Origin of the sequence: Qaidamihabitans albus (assembly GCF_016464705.1) — a bacterium.
Classification (GTDB): Bacteria; Actinomycetota; Actinomycetes; order Mycobacteriales; family Pseudonocardiaceae; genus Qaidamihabitans; species Qaidamihabitans albus.
Map to the genome: position 1 here is coordinate 299912 of NZ_JAEHOB010000006.1, position 20156 is coordinate 320067.

13 protein-coding genes are annotated in these 20156 nt (G+C 71.3%); 8 read left to right on the top strand and 5 right to left on the bottom strand.

All coding sequences use genetic code 11. The features are described 5' to 3' along the window. Window positions 1–46: 46 nt before the first annotated feature. Window positions 47–499 (bottom strand): GlcG/HbpS family heme-binding protein, encoded by a 453-nt coding sequence (locus tag JAP66_RS14900; protein WP_199432311.1) that lies wholly within the window; start codon window positions 497–499, stop codon window positions 47–49. Window positions 500–623: 124 nt separating this feature from the next. On the opposite strand from JAP66_RS14900, the gene JAP66_RS32935 reads away from it, so the two are divergent. After that, window positions 624–2294, top strand: coding sequence for a PucR family transcriptional regulator (locus JAP66_RS32935; RefSeq protein ID WP_199432312.1), 1671 nt, complete (start codon window positions 624–626; stop codon window positions 2292–2294). 10 nt (window positions 2295–2304) lie between these two features. Here the strand turns inward: JAP66_RS32935 and JAP66_RS14910 are convergent, their stop codons facing one another. Beyond that, a complete protein-coding gene (locus tag JAP66_RS14910) occupies window positions 2305–3681 on the bottom strand; it encodes an MFS transporter (protein WP_199432313.1) in 1377 nt (458 codons plus the stop codon). Between the two features lie 291 nt (window positions 3682–3972). On the opposite strand from JAP66_RS14910, the gene JAP66_RS14915 reads away from it, so the two are divergent. The 5 genes from JAP66_RS14915 (at window position 3973) to JAP66_RS14935 (ending at window position 13526) form a co-directional block, all read left to right on the top strand. Continuing rightward, entirely contained in the window at window positions 3973–5481 is a 1509-nt protein-coding gene (locus JAP66_RS14915; protein ID WP_235999002.1) for a hypothetical protein, read from the top strand. A 147-nt stretch (window positions 5482–5628) separates the two neighbouring features. Further along, entirely contained in the window at window positions 5629–7428 is a 1800-nt protein-coding gene (locus JAP66_RS14920; RefSeq protein ID WP_199432315.1) for a thiamine pyrophosphate-requiring protein, read from the top strand. Beyond that, window positions 7428–8561, top strand: a complete 1134-nt coding sequence (locus JAP66_RS14925; protein ID WP_199432316.1) for an enolase C-terminal domain-like protein — start codon at window positions 7428–7430, stop codon at window positions 8559–8561. The genes JAP66_RS14920 and JAP66_RS14925 overlap by 1 nt, the downstream gene beginning before the upstream one ends. A 32-nt stretch (window positions 8562–8593) precedes the next feature. After that, window positions 8594–11743 (top strand): FAD-binding and (Fe-S)-binding domain-containing protein, encoded by a 3150-nt coding sequence (locus JAP66_RS14930; RefSeq protein WP_199432317.1) that lies wholly within the window; start codon window positions 8594–8596, stop codon window positions 11741–11743. A 55-nt stretch (window positions 11744–11798) separates the two neighbouring features. Beyond that, window positions 11799–13526, top strand: a complete 1728-nt coding sequence (locus tag JAP66_RS14935) for a glycoside hydrolase family 15 protein (protein ID WP_199432318.1) — start codon at window positions 11799–11801, stop codon at window positions 13524–13526. 96 nt (window positions 13527–13622) lie between these two features. Here the strand turns inward: JAP66_RS14935 and JAP66_RS14940 are convergent, their stop codons facing one another. Further along, window positions 13623–14516, bottom strand: coding sequence for a manganese catalase (locus JAP66_RS14940; protein WP_199432319.1), 894 nt, complete (start codon window positions 14514–14516; stop codon window positions 13623–13625). Window positions 14517–14636: 120 nt separating this feature from the next. Here JAP66_RS14940 and JAP66_RS14945 point away from each other — a divergent pair, with 120 nt between their 5' ends. After that, window positions 14637–15128 (top strand): GNAT family N-acetyltransferase, encoded by a 492-nt coding sequence (locus tag JAP66_RS14945; protein WP_199432320.1) that lies wholly within the window; start codon window positions 14637–14639, stop codon window positions 15126–15128. Here the strand turns inward: JAP66_RS14945 and JAP66_RS14950 are convergent. Both JAP66_RS14950 and JAP66_RS14955 read right to left on the bottom strand, forming a co-directional pair. Then, window positions 15112–17478 (bottom strand): beta-xylosidase/alpha-l-arabinosidase, encoded by a 2367-nt coding sequence (locus JAP66_RS14950; protein ID WP_372448971.1) that lies wholly within the window; start codon window positions 17476–17478, stop codon window positions 15112–15114. The genes JAP66_RS14945 and JAP66_RS14950 overlap by 17 nt on opposite strands. A 68-nt stretch (window positions 17479–17546) precedes the next feature. Then, window positions 17547–18551, bottom strand: coding sequence for a LacI family DNA-binding transcriptional regulator (locus JAP66_RS14955; protein WP_199432321.1), 1005 nt, complete (start codon window positions 18549–18551; stop codon window positions 17547–17549). Between the two features lie 290 nt (window positions 18552–18841). Here JAP66_RS14955 and JAP66_RS14960 point away from each other — a divergent pair, with 290 nt between their 5' ends. Next, window positions 18842–20134, top strand: a complete 1293-nt coding sequence (locus tag JAP66_RS14960; protein WP_199432322.1) for an ABC transporter substrate-binding protein — start codon at window positions 18842–18844, stop codon at window positions 20132–20134. The last annotated feature ends 22 nt before the right edge of the window (window positions 20135–20156 follow it).

The following is a 20156-nucleotide window of genomic DNA, read 5'->3' on the forward strand; positions in this document are numbered from 1 at the left end:
CCCCGCCCCAACCCGAGAGTTCCGCGCTCCACCTCCGCCGCGGCGCTCACCCGGCGCGCACCCCGGCCATCAGGTCGGCGAACGCGCCCAGCGCCGCCGCCCCGACCGCCTTGTCCTGCTCACCGTTGCCACCGCTGACCCCCACCGCACCGACGATCTGCCCGTCGTACTCGATCGGGAAGCCACCGACGAAGATCGCGAACTTGCCGGGCAGCATGTGGCTGATGCCGAAAGCCTCGTTGCCCGGGAGTGCGGGGCCGTCCGGCGGCTCGTTGAACCTGTGGGTCGCCCGCTCGTGCCCGGCCGCGGTGAACGCCTTCGCCATCGCGATCTCCACGCCGGTCAGCCGCGCGCCCGGCAGCCGGTGCAGCGCGATGACGTGACCGCCGTCGTCGCAGACGCAGATCGTCTGCCTGACCCCGATCTCCTCCGCCTTGGCACGGGCCGCGGCCAGCATCGGCAAGGCGTCGTCCAGCGTGATCCGGTTGACCGTGTGCACGGTAGTCCTCCTCGGCTGTAGTGCGATGGTGACCAATCTGCCCCTTGCGCCGAACCGCCAACAATGGTCAAGCTGCCGTAACGCGACAGGGAAAACCTGTGCAGTCTGTCCATAAGGGGGCAGCGTGGAAGAACGGTCACCCAGCGAGCTCACCCTGTCCCGGTTGTTGCAGGAGCGGCTGTTCCGTGACGCCGGGGTGATCGAACCGGACGCGGGCGACGACCGCGTGGTGACCTGGTGCCTGCCCTGGGAGCAGGCGGTCACCAGTGCGGCGGAGCTCGACGGCGTGCTCGTCTTCGCCCGCGAGCCGCAGCTCGACGAAGGTGAGCTGGCACGGCTGTGCCGGCGCGGGCCTGCGGCGCTGCTCGTGTCCGGCGCCGGGAGCCGCCGGTGGCCTTCCGCGGCGACCGGGACGGTGCCCGTGGTGCCCGTCGGCGAGCACACCGGCTTCCCCGAGGTCGGCCGCCTGGTGGCGGAGCTGACACTGGCCCACGAGGCGCACGTGCTCCGTTACGGCGTCACGGTGCACCGCGCACTCGCCGAGCTGCTCTACCGGGGCGCCGGCATCTCCGCGCTCTGTCACCAGATGTCCCGCCTTTCCCACTGTTCGGTGGCCATTCTGGACAGTCAGGCCCGGGTGCTCGCCTTCGTGCAGCCGCCGGCCGGTGACCTCGACCCCGACGCGCTCGCCCAGCAGCTCACGGAGGACCCGCCCGGCCTGTTCGCCACGTCGCTGGACGGCGGGCGAGGCCCCGCCGTCGGCGAGGTGAACTTCGGCGACCGGGCGCTGACCTGTGTCGTGGGCCCGATCGTGCTCGGCGGCCGGCACGACGGCTGGGTGCTGCTCATCGAACCCGCGCTTCGCCCGCATCCGCACGACCTCGCGCAGCACCGGGTCGTCGTCGAGCAGGCGGTGACCATCGTGGGAACCGAGATGCTGCGGGTCCGCAGCATCTCGGAGGCCGAGGAGCGGGCCAGGGGCGACTTCGTGCATGCCCTGCTGCACGGGCGGTTCGCCACCGAGAGCGATCTGGCGGCCAGGGCCGAGCACTACGACTTCCCCACCGGTTCCACCTACGGAGTGCTCGTCGCGGGCGGATTCCGGGCCGGTGGCGCCGATCCGGCGAGCACGGTGCCGAACGTGGCCAGGGAGGTCGGCAGGCTCGCACCGCAGGGCACGCAGACCCTGGCGGCCGCGGTGGGCGACGTGCTCGCGGTCATCTACCAGTTCGACCCACCACGGCGGGCCACGGCCGATGCGGCGAACCGGATCGTCGCCGACCACGCCGCCGCGCTGGAACGCGACCTCGCGCAGCGCGTGCGCAGCGGCGTGCAGGTCGCCTACGGACGGCCGGTCACCGGTGCCGTGCGCATCACCGACAGCTACCGCGAGGCGCGGATCGCGCTCGGCCTGCGCCAGCAGCTGGGGCTCGGCGACGTCTGCGGCTTCCACGACCTGCGCGTGTTCGCCACGCTCGCGGACCTGGCGGCGAGCACCGCGGGGCGGACGTTCGCCGAGGAGCTGCTGGCGCCGCTGCGCACGGGCGGCGCCGGCGGGCCGGACCTGGAGCGCGCGGTCGTGGCCTACATCGAGTGCGGCGGCAACGTCAACGCCGCGGCCCGCAGGCTGCACGTGCACCGCAACACCATGCTCTACAAGCTCGAACGCGCCTCCCGGGCACTGCACGTGGACCTGCGCGAGGCCGAGCACCAGTTTTCCCTGTGGCTTGCCTGCAAGCTGGATCTGCTCGCCAGGACAACGGGCTCCGTGGACCGGGAGCTGCGGCCGAGCTGACCGCGAACGCTCAGACCGGTGCCGGGTCCCGGCCGGCGAAGCTGACGAGCAGACCGGCCAGTGCGAAGGCGGCGGCGCCGCCGAAGAGCACCAGCGGCGGGGCGTGCGTGTAGCTCAGGCCCACCCAGACGGTGCCCAGTGTCGCGCCGCCGAAGCGAAGCGTGTTGAACAGGCCGAGCGCCGCGCCCGCCTGTCCCGCGGCCGAGCGGGTCGCACCGGCGGCGGCGGGAGTCTGCACGAGCGCCACACCGGCGCCGATCGCCACCAGCAGGATGCACAGCACGACCAGGTCGCCGCCCTGCGCGGTCACGTATACGCCGAGCCCCAGTTCCGCGGCGACCAGCGTGCCCAGCCCGCCGCGCAGCACCCACCGCGGCCGGGTGCGCTCGCTGAGCCTGCCGACCACCGTCGCGAGCACCGCCATCGTCGCGGGCAGCGCGAACACCAGCACGCCGGCGAGCGCGGTCGGCAGCCCCAGCGCCCCCGTGACGTAGAGCGGCATCGCGACGAGGGTGGCGCCGAGGCAGAACATCTGCGCGCACGCCGCCACGCCGCTGCGCAGGAACCGCGGCTCGACCAGCAGCGCGGGCGGGACGAACGGCTCCGCGGCCCGGCGCGAAACCAGGACGAACACGATGAGGCCGCCGACGCCGACCAGGCCGAGCGCCCCGAGCCACCACCACGGCAGGACGCCGCCCGGCGCGAGCGCGGCGGCCGCCATCAACAGCGCGATGCCGGTCGTGAACGCCACCGTGCCCGGCCAGTGCAGTCGTCTCGGCCGGGCACGCTCGGCGGGCACCAGCCACACCAGCGCCACCACGAGCAGCGCGCTGACCGGCACGAGCAGCCAGAAGATCGCCCGCCATCCCCACGGTCCCGCCACCAGCCCGCCCAGTGGCGGACCGAGCGCCTGACCGATGCCGTTGGCCGCGGCCCACGCGCCCATCGTGCGGTTGCGCCGCGCGGGCCCGTAGACGCTGGCGAGCATGCCCATCACGCACGGCGGCGCGGCCGCGCATGCCAGGCCCTGCAGTGCCCTGGACGCCGCGAGCACCGGCAGCGACGGCGCGAGCGCCGCGCCGACCATCCCGGCCAGCAACAGCACCTGCGCGACGATCAGCGTCCGCCTGCGCCCGAAGCGGTCGCCGACCCAGCCCATCAGCGGCATCGTCGCCGCGAGCACGAGCACGAACGAGGCCACCGCAAGCACACCGGCGGACAGCGGCACACCGAGCTCCCGGCTGATGTCGCGCAACGGCACGTTGATCACGTTGTTGCTCACCGTGCCGAGCAGCGTCACCGCGAGCAGCGTGAGCAGTACCCGCCTGCCGGGTCCGGCCGTCGCGCTCGTCCGGTGCACCGCGGGCCGCGCGGTCGTCTTCGCCACGGGCAGCGGACCTCCGGAATCGTCCGAACAGGAAGCCGGCCGTTGTCGCGCCGGTGTTACGCCGTCATTGCGATCTGTTCCATTTCAGACTGCTCCGGTGACAACCGGTGAAGCTAGGGCAACGTGCACAAACTTGGCGGCTTGTGCTGTGCACATGGCTGGTAGACGGTATACCGGTCCGGCGCGGAACCTCTTCGGTTAACGCCATGACCGCCGCCGAAGGGAAACCCGATGCAATTGACAGCAGCACACTGGGTGTATCTGTCAGGGGTCGTCGTCATTCTCGGTACGATGATCGCCCGCAAGAACATCGTCGTCCCCGCTGTGGTCGCGACCTTCCTGACCGCGCTGGTGTTCTCCGGCAGCCTCGTCACCGGGATCACGTCGGTGTTCAACGCCAGCCTGGTCGCCGCCACCAACCTGTTCAACATCTTCCTGATCATCGCGCTGGTCACCGCGATGCTGCATTCGCTTCAGGTGCTCGGCGCCGACCGGAAGATGGTCGCGCCGTTCCGCCGGGTCATGCGCAACGGCCACCTGGCCTTCTGGGGCCTGGTGGTCGTCACCTACTTCATGTCCCTGTTCTTCTGGCCGACACCGGCAGTTCCGTTGATCGGCGCCGTGCTGATCCCGGTCGCGATCAGGGCCGGCCTGCGGCCCATGGCGGTCGGCATGGTGGTCGCTTGCGCCGGCCAGGGCATGGCGCTGTCCTCGGACTACGTGATGCGCGTCGCCCCCGGGCTGTCCGCACAGGCGGGCGGGCTCGACCCGAACTCGGTGGCCGACCGGGCGATGGTGCTCTCGATCGTGGTGGGCGTCGTGGCGCTGCTCGTCGGGTACGCGACCGAGTTCCGCAAGATGCGGGCACCGTCGGCACAGCTCCTCGCCGAGTGGGAGGGCCGCGGCAAGAGCCTGGACCCGGGGGCCACGCCGCCGCGGGAGCGGGAGCTGGTCGAGACCCCCGCCGGTGCGCGCACCGCCGCCCCGGCACCGGCGGCCGCCGGCGGTGGCACCGTGATCACCGGTGAGCCCGGCGAACCGGACGGGCCCCCCTGCCCCGCGGAAGATCCGCCCCAGACCCCACCGGCGACCCACCCGGCGGCGTCCACGTTCTTCGCGTTCCTGGTCCCGCTGGCCTATCTGTCGCTGATCGGGTACATGGTCGCGGCCAAGGCCTCGGGCGGGATCCCGGACCTTGAGGCGGGCGAGGCGGCAGGGCTGGTCGGCGGCGTCGCGGCGATCATCGTGCTGTTCGCGTCGCTGGTCGGCGAGGGCCGGGGCTTCCTGGAGTCCTCGGCCACCCATGTGGTGAACGGCCTCGTGTTCGCGTTCAAGGCGATGGGCGTGGTACTGCCGATCGCGGGGTTCTTCTTCATCGGCAACGGGGAGTTCGCCTCGGAGATCCTCGGCACCGAGAACGCCGGAGACGGCATCCTCTTCGACCTCGTCGCCGCCGCGCAGCAGCACATTCCGGACAGCCCGTTCATCGCCGCCTTCGGCATCCTCCTGGTCGGCCTGGTCGCCGGCCTCGACGGATCGGGCTTCTCCGGGCTCCCGCTCACCGGCACGCTCGCCGGCGGGCTCGGTGAGAGCGCGGGCATGAGCGCGGACACGCTGGCCGCGCTCGGGCAGATGGGCAACATCTGGTCAGGCGGCGGCACGCTGGTGGCGTGGTCGTCGCTGATCGCCGTCGCCGGATTCGCCAGGGTGCCGGTGCTCGACCTCGCGCGGCGGTGCTTCCTCCCCGTCATGTGCGGTCTGGCCGCGGCGGCGGTGGTCGCCGTGGTGTTCCTCGGCTGACGACGCCGGCGTGCGCGCGGTCCGGGACCGTGGACACGCGTGCGTAGACGGCGGACACGCGTGCGCGAAGCGCGGACACGCGGGTTTGGCAGCCTGGGCTCCGGGAAGCCCTTCCATGGCATATCGCAGCGAGTCATGGGAGTAGTAATGCAGCAGGTGGCCGATTACATCGTCGGCCGTCTCCGGGAATGGGGCGTCCACCGCGTCTACGGGTATCCCGGCGACGGCATCAACGGGTTGCTCGGGGCGTTCGACCGTGCCGAGGGTGACCCGCAGTTCGTCCAGACCCGGCACGAGGAGATGGCGGCCTTCATGGCCTGCGGCCATGCCAAGTTCACCGGCGAGGTGGGCTGCTGCGTGTCCACCTCGGGGCCCGGCGCCATCCACCTGCTGAACGGCCTGTACGACGCGAAGCTCGACCACCAGCCCGTGGTGGCCGTCGTCGGGCAGCAGAAGCGGATCTCGCAGGGCGCGCACTACCAGCAGGAGGTGCACCTCGAGAGCCTCTTCGCCGACGTGTCCGAGTTCATCCAGTCGTGCATGCACCCCGGCCAGGTCCGCCACGTGATCGACCGGGCGTTCAAGACCGCGCTGACCACGCGCAGCGTCGCGACGATCGTGGTGCCGGTGGACCTCCAGGAGGAGGAGGCCCAGCCCGCACCGCCCCGGACGCACGGTGCCGTCTACTCGAGCGTCGGCTGGAGCCAGCCGCGTGTCCTCCCGAACCGCGAGGAGCTCGGCAAGGCCGCGGAGGTGCTCAACGAGGGCAGCAAGGTCGCGATGCTCATCGGCCAGGGCGCCAAGCATGCCGAGAGCGAGGTGGTCGAGGCCGCCGAACTGCTCGGCGCCGGCGTCGCCAAGGCGCTGCTGGGCCGCGAGGTGCTTGACGACGACCTGCCGTTCGTGACCGGCCCCATCGGCCTGCTCGGCTCGCAACCCAGCGACGACATGGTGATGAACTGCGACACCCTGTTCATGATCGGCAGCAGCTTCCCCTACGCCGAGTGGCTGCCCGAGGAGGGCAGCGCCCGTGGGGTCGAGATCGACATCGACGGGAGCATGATCGGGGTCCGCTACCCGATGGACGCCCATCTCGTCGGTGACGCCAAGGAGACGCTCAAGGAGCTCATCCCGCTGCTGAAGCGCAAGGAGGATCGCAGCTGGCGCGAGCGGATCGAGGAAAACATCCGCACGTGGAACCGCACCATGGAGGACCGGGCGGGCCAGCACTTCCAGGGCCAGATCAACCCGCAGGCGGTTGCGCAGGTGCTGTCGCCGCTGCTGCCGGACGACTGCATCCTCACCGCCGACTCCGGCTCGGCCACGAACTGGTGGGCGCGGCACCTCAAGCTGCGCAACGGAATGCGAGCGTCGCTTTCGGGCACACTGGCCACGATGGGGCCAGGGGTGCCGTACGCCATCGCGGCCAAGTTCGACTACCCGGACCACCCGGTGATCGCCTTCGTCGGCGACGGTGCGTTCCAGATGAACGGCATGAACGAAATGATCACCGTCCAGCGCTACGCCGAGCAGCTCGGTGGTTCCCCGCCGCTGATCTTCTGCGTGTTCAACAACCAGGACCTCAACCAGGTGACCTGGGAGCAGCGCGCGATGGGTGGCGACCCGAAGTTCATGGGCTCGCAGTACATCCCGGACGTGCCCTACGCCCAGTACGCCGAACTGCTTGGCATGAAGGGCATCTACTGCGAGGAGATCGGCAAGATCGAGGACTCGTGGCAGCAGGCGCTCGCCAGCGACCGCCCGGTCGTGCTGGAGTTCAAGGTGGACCAGGAGATCCCGCCGCTCCCGCCGCACATCAAGAAGGAGCAGGGCAAGAAGTCGGCCAAGGCGATGGTGCACGACCCGGAGAAGGTCGGCATCGGGGTGCGCGGCTTCCGCCACAAGCTCAGCGAGTTCTACGAGAATCTTCCCGGCCGCGACCGCTGATGGTGGCGGTCTCCGAGGCGGTGCCGGTCGAGGCCGTCGAGGCCCACGCCTTCACGGTGCCCACCGACGGTCCGGGCGGCGTGGAGACCGACGGCACGCTGGAGTGGGACTCGACCACGATGGTGCTCGTCCAGGTGCACGGCGGCGGCTTCACCGGGACCGGCTACACCTATGGTGACGTGGCCGTCGCGACGTTGGTCGAGTCGAAACTCGCCTCGATCGTCCGCGGCGGCGACGCACTCGCCCCGCCCGCGTTGTGGCACCGGATGTTCGCGGCCATCCGCAACGTCGGCCGCCCCGGCGCAGGCGCGATGGCGGTCTCCGCCGTGGACATCGCCCTGTGGGACCTGAAGGCGCGGCTACTGGGGTTGCCGCTCTACCGCGCCGTGCCCACCTTCCACGACGAGGTGCCGGTCTACGGCAGCGGCGGGTTCGCCAACTACCCCGTCGACCGGCTCGTCGACCAGCTCGGCGGGTGGGTCGAGCAGGGGATCGGCCAGGTCAAACTGAAGACGTCCCGCAACCCCTCCGACGACCCGCACCGGCTGACCGCCGTCCGGCAGGCGATCGGCGTCGACCCGGCAATGCTCACCGACGCCAACGGTGCGCTGACGCGCAAGCAGGCGCTGTACTGGGCGCACCGCTTCGCCGAGGAATGGGACGTGTGCTGGTTCGAGGAGCCGGTCAGCTCGGACGACGTGGACGGGCTCCGGCTGGTCCGCGACCGCGGTCCCGGCGGGCTCGACGTGGCCGCGGGCGAGTACGGGTTCGTCCTGCACGACTTCGCGGACCTGCTCGGCGCGGGCGCGGTCGACTGCCTGCAGGCGGACGTGACCCGCTGCGGCGGCGTCACCGGCCTGCTGGAGGTCTCCGGGCTGTCGGCGGTGCACCAGGTCGATCTGTCCGCACACTGCGCGCCGGCCGCCTCCGCGCACGCCTTCTGCGGAGTGAAACGGCTGCGGCATCTGGAGTACTTCCACGATCACGTCCGGGTCGAAGGACTCGCGTTCGACGGCACCCTCCGTCCCGCCGGGGGCATCCTGCGGCCGGATCCGCAGCACCCGGGGCTGGGGCTCGACGTGCGATGGGCGGATCTGGAGCCGTACCGCGTCCACGGTTCGCGCGCCGGCTGAGCGTGCGCGCGGCAGAGTGAAAGGAGATCGCCATGGCCGGCACGGCTCGGCAGGCCGTGCGTGACGTACCGGCGAAGACTGATCCCGCGATCGCGGGACCGCCCCGGGGACGGGTGCGCGTCGACGTCCGCGCGCTGGAGCGCGCGCTGCGCGACGCGGTCGAGGGTGAGGTGCGGTTCGACACGGGATCCCTGGCGTTGTACGCCAACGACGCCTCCAACTACCGGCAGGTACCGATCGGCGTCGTCGTGCCGAAGACCCTCGACGACGTCGTCGCCACGCACCGGGTCAGCCACGGCTTCGGCGCCCCGATCCTCAACCGCGGCGGCGGCACCAGCCTGTCCGGGGAAACGGTGAACTACGCGGTGGTCATCGACCACACCAAGTACCTCACCGGCATCGGAACGTTCGACACCGGGCTGCGGCAGGTCACGTGCGAGCCGGGGGTGATCAACGAGCAGCTGAACATCGTCACCGGCCGGCAGGGACTGGTGTTCGGCCCCGATCCGTCGTCCCACTCCCGGTGCGCGATCGGCGGGAACATCGGCAACAACTCCTGCGGTATCCACTCCGTGCAGTCCCAGCTGTACGGGCCGGGACCGCGCACCTCCGACAACGTGCACGCGCTGGAGGTCCTCACCTACGACGGCGAGCGGTTCTGGGTGGGCGTCGACGAGGAGGACCGGCTCGACGAGATCATCGCCGCCGGCGGCCGCAAGGGCGAGATCTACGCGAAGCTGCGCGACCTGCGCGACCGTTACGCCGACGCCATCCGCCGCGGGTTCGCCCCGGTGTCGGAGGTACCGCGCCGCGTGTCCGGCTACAACCTCGACGAGCTGCTGCCGGAGCGCGGGTTCAACGTCGCCCGCGCGCTCGTCGGCACCGAGAGCACCTGCGTGACCGTGCTCCGCTCGACCCTGCTGCTCACCCCGGCCATGCACCAGCGCACGCTGGTGGTGGTGCGCTATGCCGACATCGTGCGGGCCGGTGCGGAGGTCGCCGAGATCGTCGAGCGCTGGCGGCCGATCGGGCTGGAGGCCCTTGACGGCGAGCTCGTCCAGAGCCAGCAGGAACAGAACATGCAAGTCGAGGACATCGCCGAGCTGCCCGGTGATCGGCACGGTGCGTGGCTGCTCGTGCAGTTCGGCGCGGACACCGGCGAGGAGTCCCTCGGCACGGCGAACGAGTTCGTGCACTGGCTGCGGCGGGAGAAGGGTATTCGCGAGGACGACATCGTCGTCGCGAAGAGCGTGCAGGAGGGTGGCAACAGCGAGGACATCTGGCAGATCCGCGAGGGCGGCCTCGGCGGCACCGCGTTCGCGCACGGCCGGGACAACTGGCCGGGCTGGGAGGACTCCGCGGTACCGCCCGCGCGGGTCGGCGAGTACCTGGCCGCTCTGCGCGCGAAGATGACCGAGTACGGCCTGCACGGTGCGATGTACGGGCATCTGGCGCAGGGCTGCATCCACTCGCGCATCGACTTCGACCTGCGTAGCCGTGACGGCATCCGCAACTACCGCGCCTTTCTGGAGGACGCGGCCGACCTCGTGGTGTCCTTCGGTGGCAGCCTGTCCGGCGAGCACGGCGACGGCCAGCAGCGCGGCGAGCTGCTGGAGAAGCAGTACGGACCGGAGCTGATCCAGGCCATGCGCGAGTTCAAGGCGATCTGGGACCCGGAGTGGAAGATGAGCCCGGGCAAGGTCGTCGATCCCTACCGCCTCGACGAGGACCTTCGCCTCGGTACGGACTACAACCCCTGGCGGCCGGAGACGAAGCTGTCCTACCCGGAGGAGAAGGGCGACTTCGCCCACGCGGGGCTGCGCTGCGTCGGCATCGGCAAGTGCCGCAACCCGACGGCGACGCAGACCATGTGCCCCAGCTACCAGGTGACCCGCGAGGAGAAGCACAGCACACGTGGTCGCGCGCGGCTGCTGTTCGAGATGATGCAGGGCGACGTCGTCACCGACGGATGGCAGTCGAAGGAGGTCGCCGAGTCGCTGGATCTCTGCCTCGCCTGCAAGGGCTGCACCAGCGACTGTCCGGTCACAGTGGACGTTCCCACGTACAAGGCGGAGTTCCGGCACCACCACTACCGGTCATGGCGGCGCTGGCGGCCACGGCACGCCTACGCCTTCGGCTTCATCGACCAGGCCGCACGCCTCGCGGCCCGGATCCCCGGGCTGGCGAACGTGGCGACGCACGCGCCCGTGCTGTCCAGGATCGCGAAGTTCGCCGGCGGCATCGACCAGCGGCGGCCACTGCCCCGGTTCGCGCCGATGACCCTGCAGGAGTGGTTCCGCCGGCGCGGCGGGACCACCAACCCGAACGGCCGCCCGGTGGTGCTGTTCCCGGACACGTTCAACAACCACTTCCACACCGACGTGGGCGTCGCGTGCGTCGAGGAGATCGAGGCCGCGGGCTGGCGCGTGGTGATGCCCGCGCGGCACGTGTGCTGCGGCCGCCCGCTCTACGACTACGGATTCCTCGACGCGGCGGAACGCTACCTGCGCCGGGTGATCGACGAGCTGCGCGACTACGTGCGCGAGGACATTCCGATCGTCGGCATGGAGCCGAGCTGCCTCGCCGTGTTCAAGGACGAGTTGTTCCGCGTGCTGCCGCACGACGACGATGCCCGGCGGCTGGCGAAGAACTCCTACCACTTCCCGGAGTTCTTCCGCACGTTCGGCATCGAGCCGCCCCGGCTGCGCGGACAGGCGTTGCTGTGGACCCACTGCCACCAGCGCGCGACCGGGGGCACGGCACCCGGCGACGAGCTGCTGGAGCGGATGGGGCTCTCGGTGCGCAGCGTCGAGGGGGGCTGCTGCGGGCTCGCCGGCGCATGGGGATTCGAGGACGGCAAGTACGGCATCTCCATGGACTGCGGTGAGCAGGCGCTGCTGCCCACCGTGCGGGAGGCGGACGAGTCGACCCTGGTCGTCGCGGACGGGTTCTCCTGCACCACGCAGATCGCCGACGCCGGAACCGGGCACGATGCCCTGCACACGGCACAGGTCATGCGGCACGCCCGCGGCCGCGGGGAGCGCGTGCCCGGCAGACCGGTACCGCCCGTCGCGCGCCGGGCGCTGCGGACCGGGCTGGCCGTGAGCGCCGCCGTGGGCGGCCTGTCCGCAGCGGGCTGGTCCGGGACACGGCTCGTGCGCCGCCTGGCAGGACGCCGATGACAGAGCGTCCGAGATCCGGGGCCGCGCGAGGCCGATACCACTGGCCGATACCACTATGACGCCCGTGCCGAAGATCCTCCGCGAGTACGCGCTGCTCGCCGACGGGGAACGGGGAGCGTTGATCGGACCGCGCGGCGAGATCGTGTGGCTGTGCGCCCCCAGGTGGGACTCCGGTGCCGTCTTCACCGGGCTGCTCGGCGGCGAGGGTCGGTACACCGTACGCCCCGCCGACCCCTGGTTCGTGCCGGGCGGGTTCTACGAGGACGGCTCCCTGATCTGGCGGTCCAGGTGGCGCCGGTCGGGCGGTACCGTGGAATGCCGCGAGGCACTGGCGCTGCCCGGCGATTCGCGGCGACTAGTGCTGCTGCGCCGTCTCCACGCGGTGGAGGGCGATGCCCGGGTGATCGTGGAGCTCGATCCCCGCGCCGGGTTCGACCGGTGGCCAATGCGTGAGATCACCCAGGAACAGGGATGCTGGCGCGCGCGGGCGGGCGAGCTGTACCTGCGGTGGTCCGGCTGCCCGCGGGCCCGGCACTCCGGCGCCGGGCTGGCGGCGACTCTCTCGATTCCGGCGGGCGGGCAGCACGATCTGGTCCTGGAGATCTCCGACCGGCCACTCGACGGCCCGCCGCCCGATCCCGACCGCGCCTGGGAGGTCACCGAACATCAGTGGCGAGCGCAGGTGCCCCGGCTGGACGGGGTCGTCGGATCCCGCGACGCCCGCCTCGCCTACGCGGTGCAGCGGGGCCTGACCAGCGCGCAAGGCGGGCTTGTCGCGGCCGCCACCACGTCGCTGCCGGAACGCGCGAGGACGGGCCGCAACTACGACTACCGCTACACGTGGGTCCGCGACCAGTGTTATGCGGGGCATGCGCTGGCCACCGCAGGGGACGACGACCTGTTCGACAGGCACGTCGACTGGATCACCGAGCGGCTGCTGGCCGACGGTCCGGGGCTGCGGCCCGTGTACACCGTCGACGGCGGCCCCGTACCGCCGGAGCGCGAGCTGGAGGGCCTGCCCGGCTATCCCGGCGGCTTCCCGAAGACGGGGAACAACGCCGCCGAACAGTTTCAGCTCGACGCGCTGGGCGAGGCGTTGCTGCTGCTGGCCGCGGCGGGCGGGCTCGACCGCCTGGACAACACGCGCTGGCAGGCGGTGCAGACGGCGGTCGCGGCCATCGAGAAACGGTGGACCGAGGCCGACGCGGGCGTGTGGGAACTCGACGACGAGCACTGGGCGCACTCGCGACTCATCTGCGCCGCCAGCCTGCGGAACATCGCGGCGGCCGGCCCCGGCCGCGCCGAGGCGGCGTCCTGGAGCGCACTCGCCGACGCCATCGTCGCCGATGCCGCCCGCGACTGCGTGCACCCGACCGGACGCTGGCAACGCTCCCCGGCGGACGGGCGGGTCGACGCGGCGCTGCTGCTGCCGATGGTCCGTGGGGCGGTGCCCGCCGAGGACCCGCGCAACGCCGCCACGCTCGACGCGGTCCGCGATGAGCTGACCGAGGACGGCTACGTGTACCGGTTCAGGCACGACCGGCGGCCGCTGCATGCGGCCGAGGGGGCGTTCCTGCTGTGCGGGTTCTTCACGTCGCTGGCGTGCCTGCGGCGCGGCGAGCGGGCCGAGGCCAGGGCCTGGTTCGAACGAAGCAGGTCGGCATGCGGACCACCGGGGCTGTACTCCGAGGAGTACGACGTCGTGCAACGCCAGCTGCGCGGCAACCTGCCACAGGCGTTCGTGCACGCGCTGATGCTGGAGACCGCCTGTGAGCTGACCTGACCCGCCGATCCCCCACCGCAGCCGCTAGTTGCCATGAAAGACTCGTTACCGGCATTTTTCGCAGTAACGAGTCTTTCATGGCAGTTGTGGGTCAGGTCAGGTCAGTTCGTCCTTCAGTTTGCCCACCATGCCCTTGCCGTGGCTCAGTTCGGGATCGCGCGGCGTCTCGCCGCCCGCGTAGGTGGCGTAGAGGTCCGGGTTCGGCGGCGGCGCCGTGCCGGGGCCGCCGAGTGGCTCGGGAGACTCGACGATGCCCATCTGGTGCTGGCCGTCCGGTGCGGTGCCGTGCGCCCAGGCGCCTTCGGCGGAATCGTTGCCCTCCGACAGGTTCCACAGGCTGGTCGCGTGTTCCCGGTGCTCCTCGTCGAACAGCGCACCGGGAGCGACAGTGTCCTCGTAGCCGTCCTGCTTGAGCTGCTCGATCGCGGCCAGCCACATGTTCTGGTGGTAGGTGTCGCGGGCGAGGTTGAACTTGAGCATGTCCTTCACGCCCGGGTCGTCGGTCATGTGGTACAGCCTGGCGGTCTGCAGCCTGCCCTGCGCCTCCGCCGCGACGTTGGCCCTGAAGTCGGCGAGCAGGTTGCCGCTGGCGACGATGTAGCCGCCATTCCACGGCACGCCCTGGCTGTTGGTCGGCATGGCACCGCCACCGGCGACGATGGCCTGCTGCGGGTCCATCCCGCCCATCACCGCGGCCATCACCGGGTCCTGCACCGCGCGGGTCGTCTCGGTCGCCGGTGCGCCCTCGAGCAGCCGGGCGACCATCGTCGAGATCATCTCGACGTGGCCGATCTCCTCGGTCGCGATGTCCATGATCAGGTCCTTGTACTTGCCCTCCATGCGGCAGTTCCAGCCCTGGAAGAGGTACTGCATGGTCACGGTCATCTCACCGAAGGCGCCGCCGACCAGCTCCTGCAGTTTCCTGGCGTAGAGCGGATCCGGCCGCTCCGGCTTTGCCTCGAACTGCAGTCGTTTCGTGTGCTCGAACATGAGGCTCCTGCTCACCGTGTGCCGTTGCTTACCTCCCGTGTGTTGCCCGTCGCGGCGCACCGAAACCGGATCGGCGCGGGAAATCTCCCTGGCCCCCGGCAGGCACGGGACAATCGCGGCATGAACGACATCGCGGTCCGCCCCGCCCGCCACGGCGAACTGGACGCCGTGGCGGAGCTTCGCTGGCGGTGGGTACTGGAGAACGACGGCACGCCGGTCACCACGCGCGGCGACTTCGTGCGCCGCTTCCGCACGTGGGCAGCGGAGAACGCGGCGTCGCACCGCTGCCTCGTGCTCGTCCGCGGCGAGGTGGTCATCGGCATGGCGTGGCTGGCGGTCACCAGGCGCGTGCCCACTCCCGGTGCCCTGGACCGGGCATCCGGCGACGTGCAGTGCGTCTACGTGGTGCCGGAGGAGCGGGACACCGGCCTTGGCGGGCGGCTCATCGACGCGGTCCTTGAACTCGCGCGGGAGCTCGGGCTGGAGCGCGTCACCGTGCACTCCAGTCCCCGGGCCGTTCCGGCCTACGCCCGGCGCGGTTTCACGGCGTCTCCCCGGCTGCTCCAGGCCGGCGTCGCGCGGCCGGGCTCACCCGCTACGGTACGGACGTGACAGTGGCAGGGGTCACCAGCTCGCGGTCGTAACCGACCACGCGGGTCACGCCGGTGAGCGTGAACGCCCCTTCGAGCCGGATGTCCTCACTGGAGGAGCCGACGAGCGCGCGCAGGTCACCCGGTTCGATGATCCGCTCACCGCTCCTGCCGGTGAAGGACGTGCGGTCGGCGTGCAGCCGGAAACCCACCCGGACCGCCTCGCCGGGGTCGAGCTCCACCCTGGCGAAGCCGGCGAGCTGCCGCAGCGGCCGGGTCACGCTGGCGACAGGGTCGTGCAGGTACAGCTGCACGACCTCGGCACCGCGGCGCTCCCCCGTGTTCCGCACGACACACGAGATCTCGACCGCACCGTCGGTGGGCACCCGCGGTTCGTCGCCGTCCCCGATGCGCAGATCGCTGTAGCCGAAGGCGGTGTAGGACAGGCCGTGCCCGAACGGGAAGCACGGCGCCGGGTCCGCCGAGCTGATGTCGGTGGGCCCGCCCAGCCGTGGGTGCAGGTAGCTCGCCGGCTGGCCGCCGGGCGTGCGCGGCACCTGCACGGGCAGCCGTCCGGACGGGTTCACCCGTCCGCTGAGCACCCCGGCCACCGCGCTCGCGCCCTCCTCGCCGGGGAAGAACGCCTGCACGATCGCGGCCGCCCGGCCGGCCACCGCGCCCAGTGCGTACGGGCGGCCGGCGAGCAGGACGAGCACCACCGGTACTCCGGTATCGAGCAGGGCGTCCAGCAGCTCCGCCTGGACCCCCGGCAGGGAGAGGTCGTCGGCGTCGCAGCCCTCCCCCGATGTGCCGCGGCCGAACAGCCCGGCCCGGTCGCCGAGCACGGCGACACAGACACCGGCCCCGCGGGCGGCCGCCACGGCGGCTTCGATGCCGTCGCGCTCGGGGCCGTCGACCGTGCAGCCCGCCGCGCAGACCACCTCGGCGGCAGGGAACTCGGCACGGATGCCGTCCAGCAGCGAGGTCACCTCGAGGCCGAGCGGCGAATCGGGGTACTGCACACCGACGTGGCTCGGGAACGAGTAGCAGCCGAACAGCGCGAGCACGTCGTCCGCGCACGGGCCGACCACGGCGACCCGTTCCGGGGAGACCAGTGGCAGCGCGTCCCGGTTGTCCAGCAGCACCACGGAGCGCTCCGCCATCGTCCGCGCGAGGTCGCGCAGTTCGGGCGGGTCCAGGTCGATGGGTTCCCCGCGCAACGTGGCCGCCGGCCGCGGCTCCCAGTCCGCGTCGAGCAGCCCGAGCTCGCACTTCTGCCGCAGCACCCGCTCGACCGCCCGATCGACGAGGTCGGTGTCCACCTCCCCGGCGCGGACGAGGTCGGCGAGCGGCTCGCCGTAGCAGCGCACGCTCGGCAGCTCCACGTCGACGCCGGCGGCCAGCGCCAGCGCGGCGGCCTGCCCCGGCGAGCCGGCCACCCCGTGCATGGTCTCCAGAAACGACACCGCGAAGTAGTCGGACACGACGACGCCGCGGAATCCCCAGGTGTCGCGCAGCAGTTCCGTGAGCAGCCACTCGTCCGTGGCGGGCGGCACGCCGTCCACCTCGGCGTAGGACTGCATGACCGACCGCGCGCCGCCGTGCCGCAGCGCCATCTCGAACGGGGGCAGGATCACGTCGGCGAACTCCCGCCTGCCCACCGCCACGGGGGCGTGGTTGCGGCCGCCCCGGGAGGCCGAGTACCCGGCGAAGTGCTTGAGCGTCGCGACGATCCCGGCCGACTCCAGCCCTCGCGCGTAGGCCGCGCCCACCATTCCCACCAGGTACGGGTCCTCGCCGATGGTCTCCTCGGTGCGGCCCCACCGCGGATCCCTGGCCACGTCGAGCACCGGGGCGAGCCCCTGGTGGATGCCGACATCCCGCATCAGCCTGCCGACCTCGGCGGCCATCCGCTCCACGGCTTCCGGATCGAACGCCGCGCCCCACGCGAGCGGCGTGGGAAACACGGTCGCCTGCCAGGCGGTGAATCCCGACAGGCACTCCTCATGCGCGATCGCGGGCACGCCGAGCCGGTTGTTGGCCACCAGCTGCCGCTGCGTCTCGCCGAGCACCGTGGCGGCGGCGAGCGGATCGACGGGCCGGGTGCCGAAGACGCGGGTGAGCTGGCCGAGACCCGACTTGGTCAGCTCGTCCCACGCCGGCAACGGCTCGGCGAACTCGTGCTGCGCGGGCGCCACCTCGCCGTCGGCCTCGGAGACCCCCACCCAGACGCCAACCAGCTGCGCGAGCTTCTCCTCCAGCGTCATCTCCGCGAGGAGCAGGGCGACCCGCCGCTCGACGGGCGTGCCCGGATCGGCCCAGATCGCTCCGGTGGTGCGGGAAAGGCCGGCTTCGGGGCGGGGCTCACTCACGTGCACTGCGCTCCTCGGGGGTGCGGGGTCAGGTTCGCCCGGCGCGGTTCTCGCGCGGGGACGGGGAATCAGAGCGAAGCGGTCGAGGACCGGACGGTCAGGTGCGTGGCCAGCTCGACACGCCGGCTGTCCGGCGGGTTGCCGGCGATCAGCCCGGCGAGCATGCGGCCGGCGTGCCTGCCCATCTCCGCCAGCGGCTGCCGCACGGTGGTCAGCGGCGGTGATGACCAGCGGGCCACCGGGAGGTCGTCGAAGCCGACCACGCTGAGGTCCGCGGGCACCGCCAGCCCGCACACCCTGGCCGCCTCGATGGTGCCGAGCGCCTGCTCGTCGTTGCCCGCGAAGATCGCGGTCGGCGGCAGCGGCAGCCGGAGCAGCTCCAGCGCGCGGCGATAGCCGCCCTCGTGATGGAAGTCGCCGTTGCGCACCAGCTCCGGGTCGAACGCCAGCCCGGCCCGGTCGAGCGCGGTGCGGTAGCCGTCTATCCGCGCCTTGCTGCACAGGAAGCCGCTCGGCCCGCCGATCACGGCGATCCGCCGGTGCCCGAGTTCGAGCAGGTGCTCGGTGGCGGAGAGGCCACCCGCCCAGTTCGTCGCGCCGACACTCGGCACGTCCGGGCTGGGCAGATCCACCGGGTCGATGACGACCAGCGGCAGCCGGGCGCGCTCCAGGATCCGCCGGTCGCCGGCCGTCAGCTCGGAGGTCACCAGCAGCGCGCCGCCACGGCGCGACTTGACCAGCGACTCGGCCCACCGGTCGCGGTGCGGGGCGTTGGCCATCGAGGAGACCACCACGTCCAGGCCCGACTCGACGACACCGCGGATGATCTCCACCGCCCACGGGCTGTCCAGCGCCGTGAACACCAGGTCCACCAGTGTCTCGTCGGTGGGCCGCCGGCCACCGACCGGAACGTAGTCGTGCTCCTCCAGCAGGCGCAGGATCCGGGCGCGGGTCTCGGCCGCCACGTCGTCCTTGCCGTTGAGCACCTTCGACACCGTCGGGAGTGAGACACCCGCGGCCTCGGCGATGGTGGCCAGCGTGGCCCGGCGCGTACCGACCGCCGTCTTTGCCATCTCTCCTCCTCGACGTGGGTTGTGCCGGACAGAGTTTATCGAAAGAAGTCCGAAACACAAGGACCGTTTTCGGAACCGCGACGCCGTGGCACTTCGTGCGATTTTCTGCAGTTATGCAGGTAGAAGGCGCGGCCTTGTGACTCTTGACACTGCACTTCCGTCGCCCTACTGTCCTCGGCGAATTGAGAATGTTTCGAAACATTTTCGAACCCTCTGCCTCCGCGAAGTCTTCAGGGCTTCGGAGTTCTTCGGCGGAGTTCCGCAGAGTTGCAGAAAGGATGGCGGTGGCAATGTTGCGCCGATCTTGGAAGCGGCCCCTGGCCGCGATGGGCCTCGCGACCGCGATGGCCCTGGTCTCCGCGTGCGGCACGTCCGGACCCGCCGGTGCCGGGGACGGCATCGAGGTGTGGGCACTGCAGGACGATGTCCTCAACCCGATCGAGAAGGCCTCCATCGAGTCCTTCAACGCCGAGGGCGGCAACGCGTCGCTGCAGACCTTCGGCAACGATCCCTACAAGCAGAAACTGCGCGTCGCGCTCGGCTCGCCAAACGCACCCGACGTGTTCTTCAACTGGGGCGGCGGCAACCTCGCGGAGTACGTCGACGCGGGCCGCGTCGCGGACCTCACCCCCATGCTCGAGGAGAACCCGGAGCTCAAGGAGGCGTTCATCCCGAGCGTGCTCGACGCGGCCAAGATCGACGACAAGTACTACGGCGTCCCGATGCGGGGGATGCAGCCGGTCGTCCTCTACTACAACAAGGCGGTGTTCCGGGACGCCGGCGTGCAGCCGCCGGAGACCTGGGAGGACCTGGTCTCGCTGGTCGACACGTTCAAGAGCGAGGGTGTCCAGCCGATCGCGCTGGCCGGCTCGCAGGCGTGGACCGAGCTGATGTGGGCCGAGTACCTCCTCGACCGCATCGGGGGCCCCGAGGTCTTCCAGAAGATCCGCGCCGGCGAGCCGGACGCCTGGCGCCAGCCCGCCGTCATCGAGTCGATGACGAAGATCGAGGAACTCGTCCAGCAGGGCGCGTTCGGGGACGACTACGCCTCGGTCGGTTACGACGTCGGTGGCGCCTCCACCATCCTCGCCCAGGGCGACGCGGCCATGCACCTGATGGGCTCCTGGGAGTACGTCAACCAGCTCGGGCAGAGCCCGGAGTTCGTCGAGCGCGGCGACCTCGGCTGGGTGCCGTTCCCGTCCGTGGCCGGCGGCGAGGGCGATCCGGGCAACGTCGTGGGCAACCCGACGAACTTCTACTCGGTCTCCGCGGACTCCGAGGCTCAGGACAGCGCGAAGGAGTTCGTCTCGACACAGCTCCACGAGCCCGAGTACGTCCAGGACCTGATCGACGCGGGTGACGTGCCCGCGGTCACCGGGGTCGAGGACAAGCTGGCGGACGCCCCGAACTCCGAGTACACGACGTGGATCTACGAGCTGGTCCAGCAGGCGCCGAACTTCCAGCTCTCGTGGGACCAGGACCTGCCGGCCGACGAGGCCACCTTCATGCTGACCCAGCTGCAGGAGTTGTTCCTCGGCAACCTTTCCCCGCAGGCGTTCGCCGACTCGCTCGCCAAGCGCTGACAAACACTGACAAGCACCGACC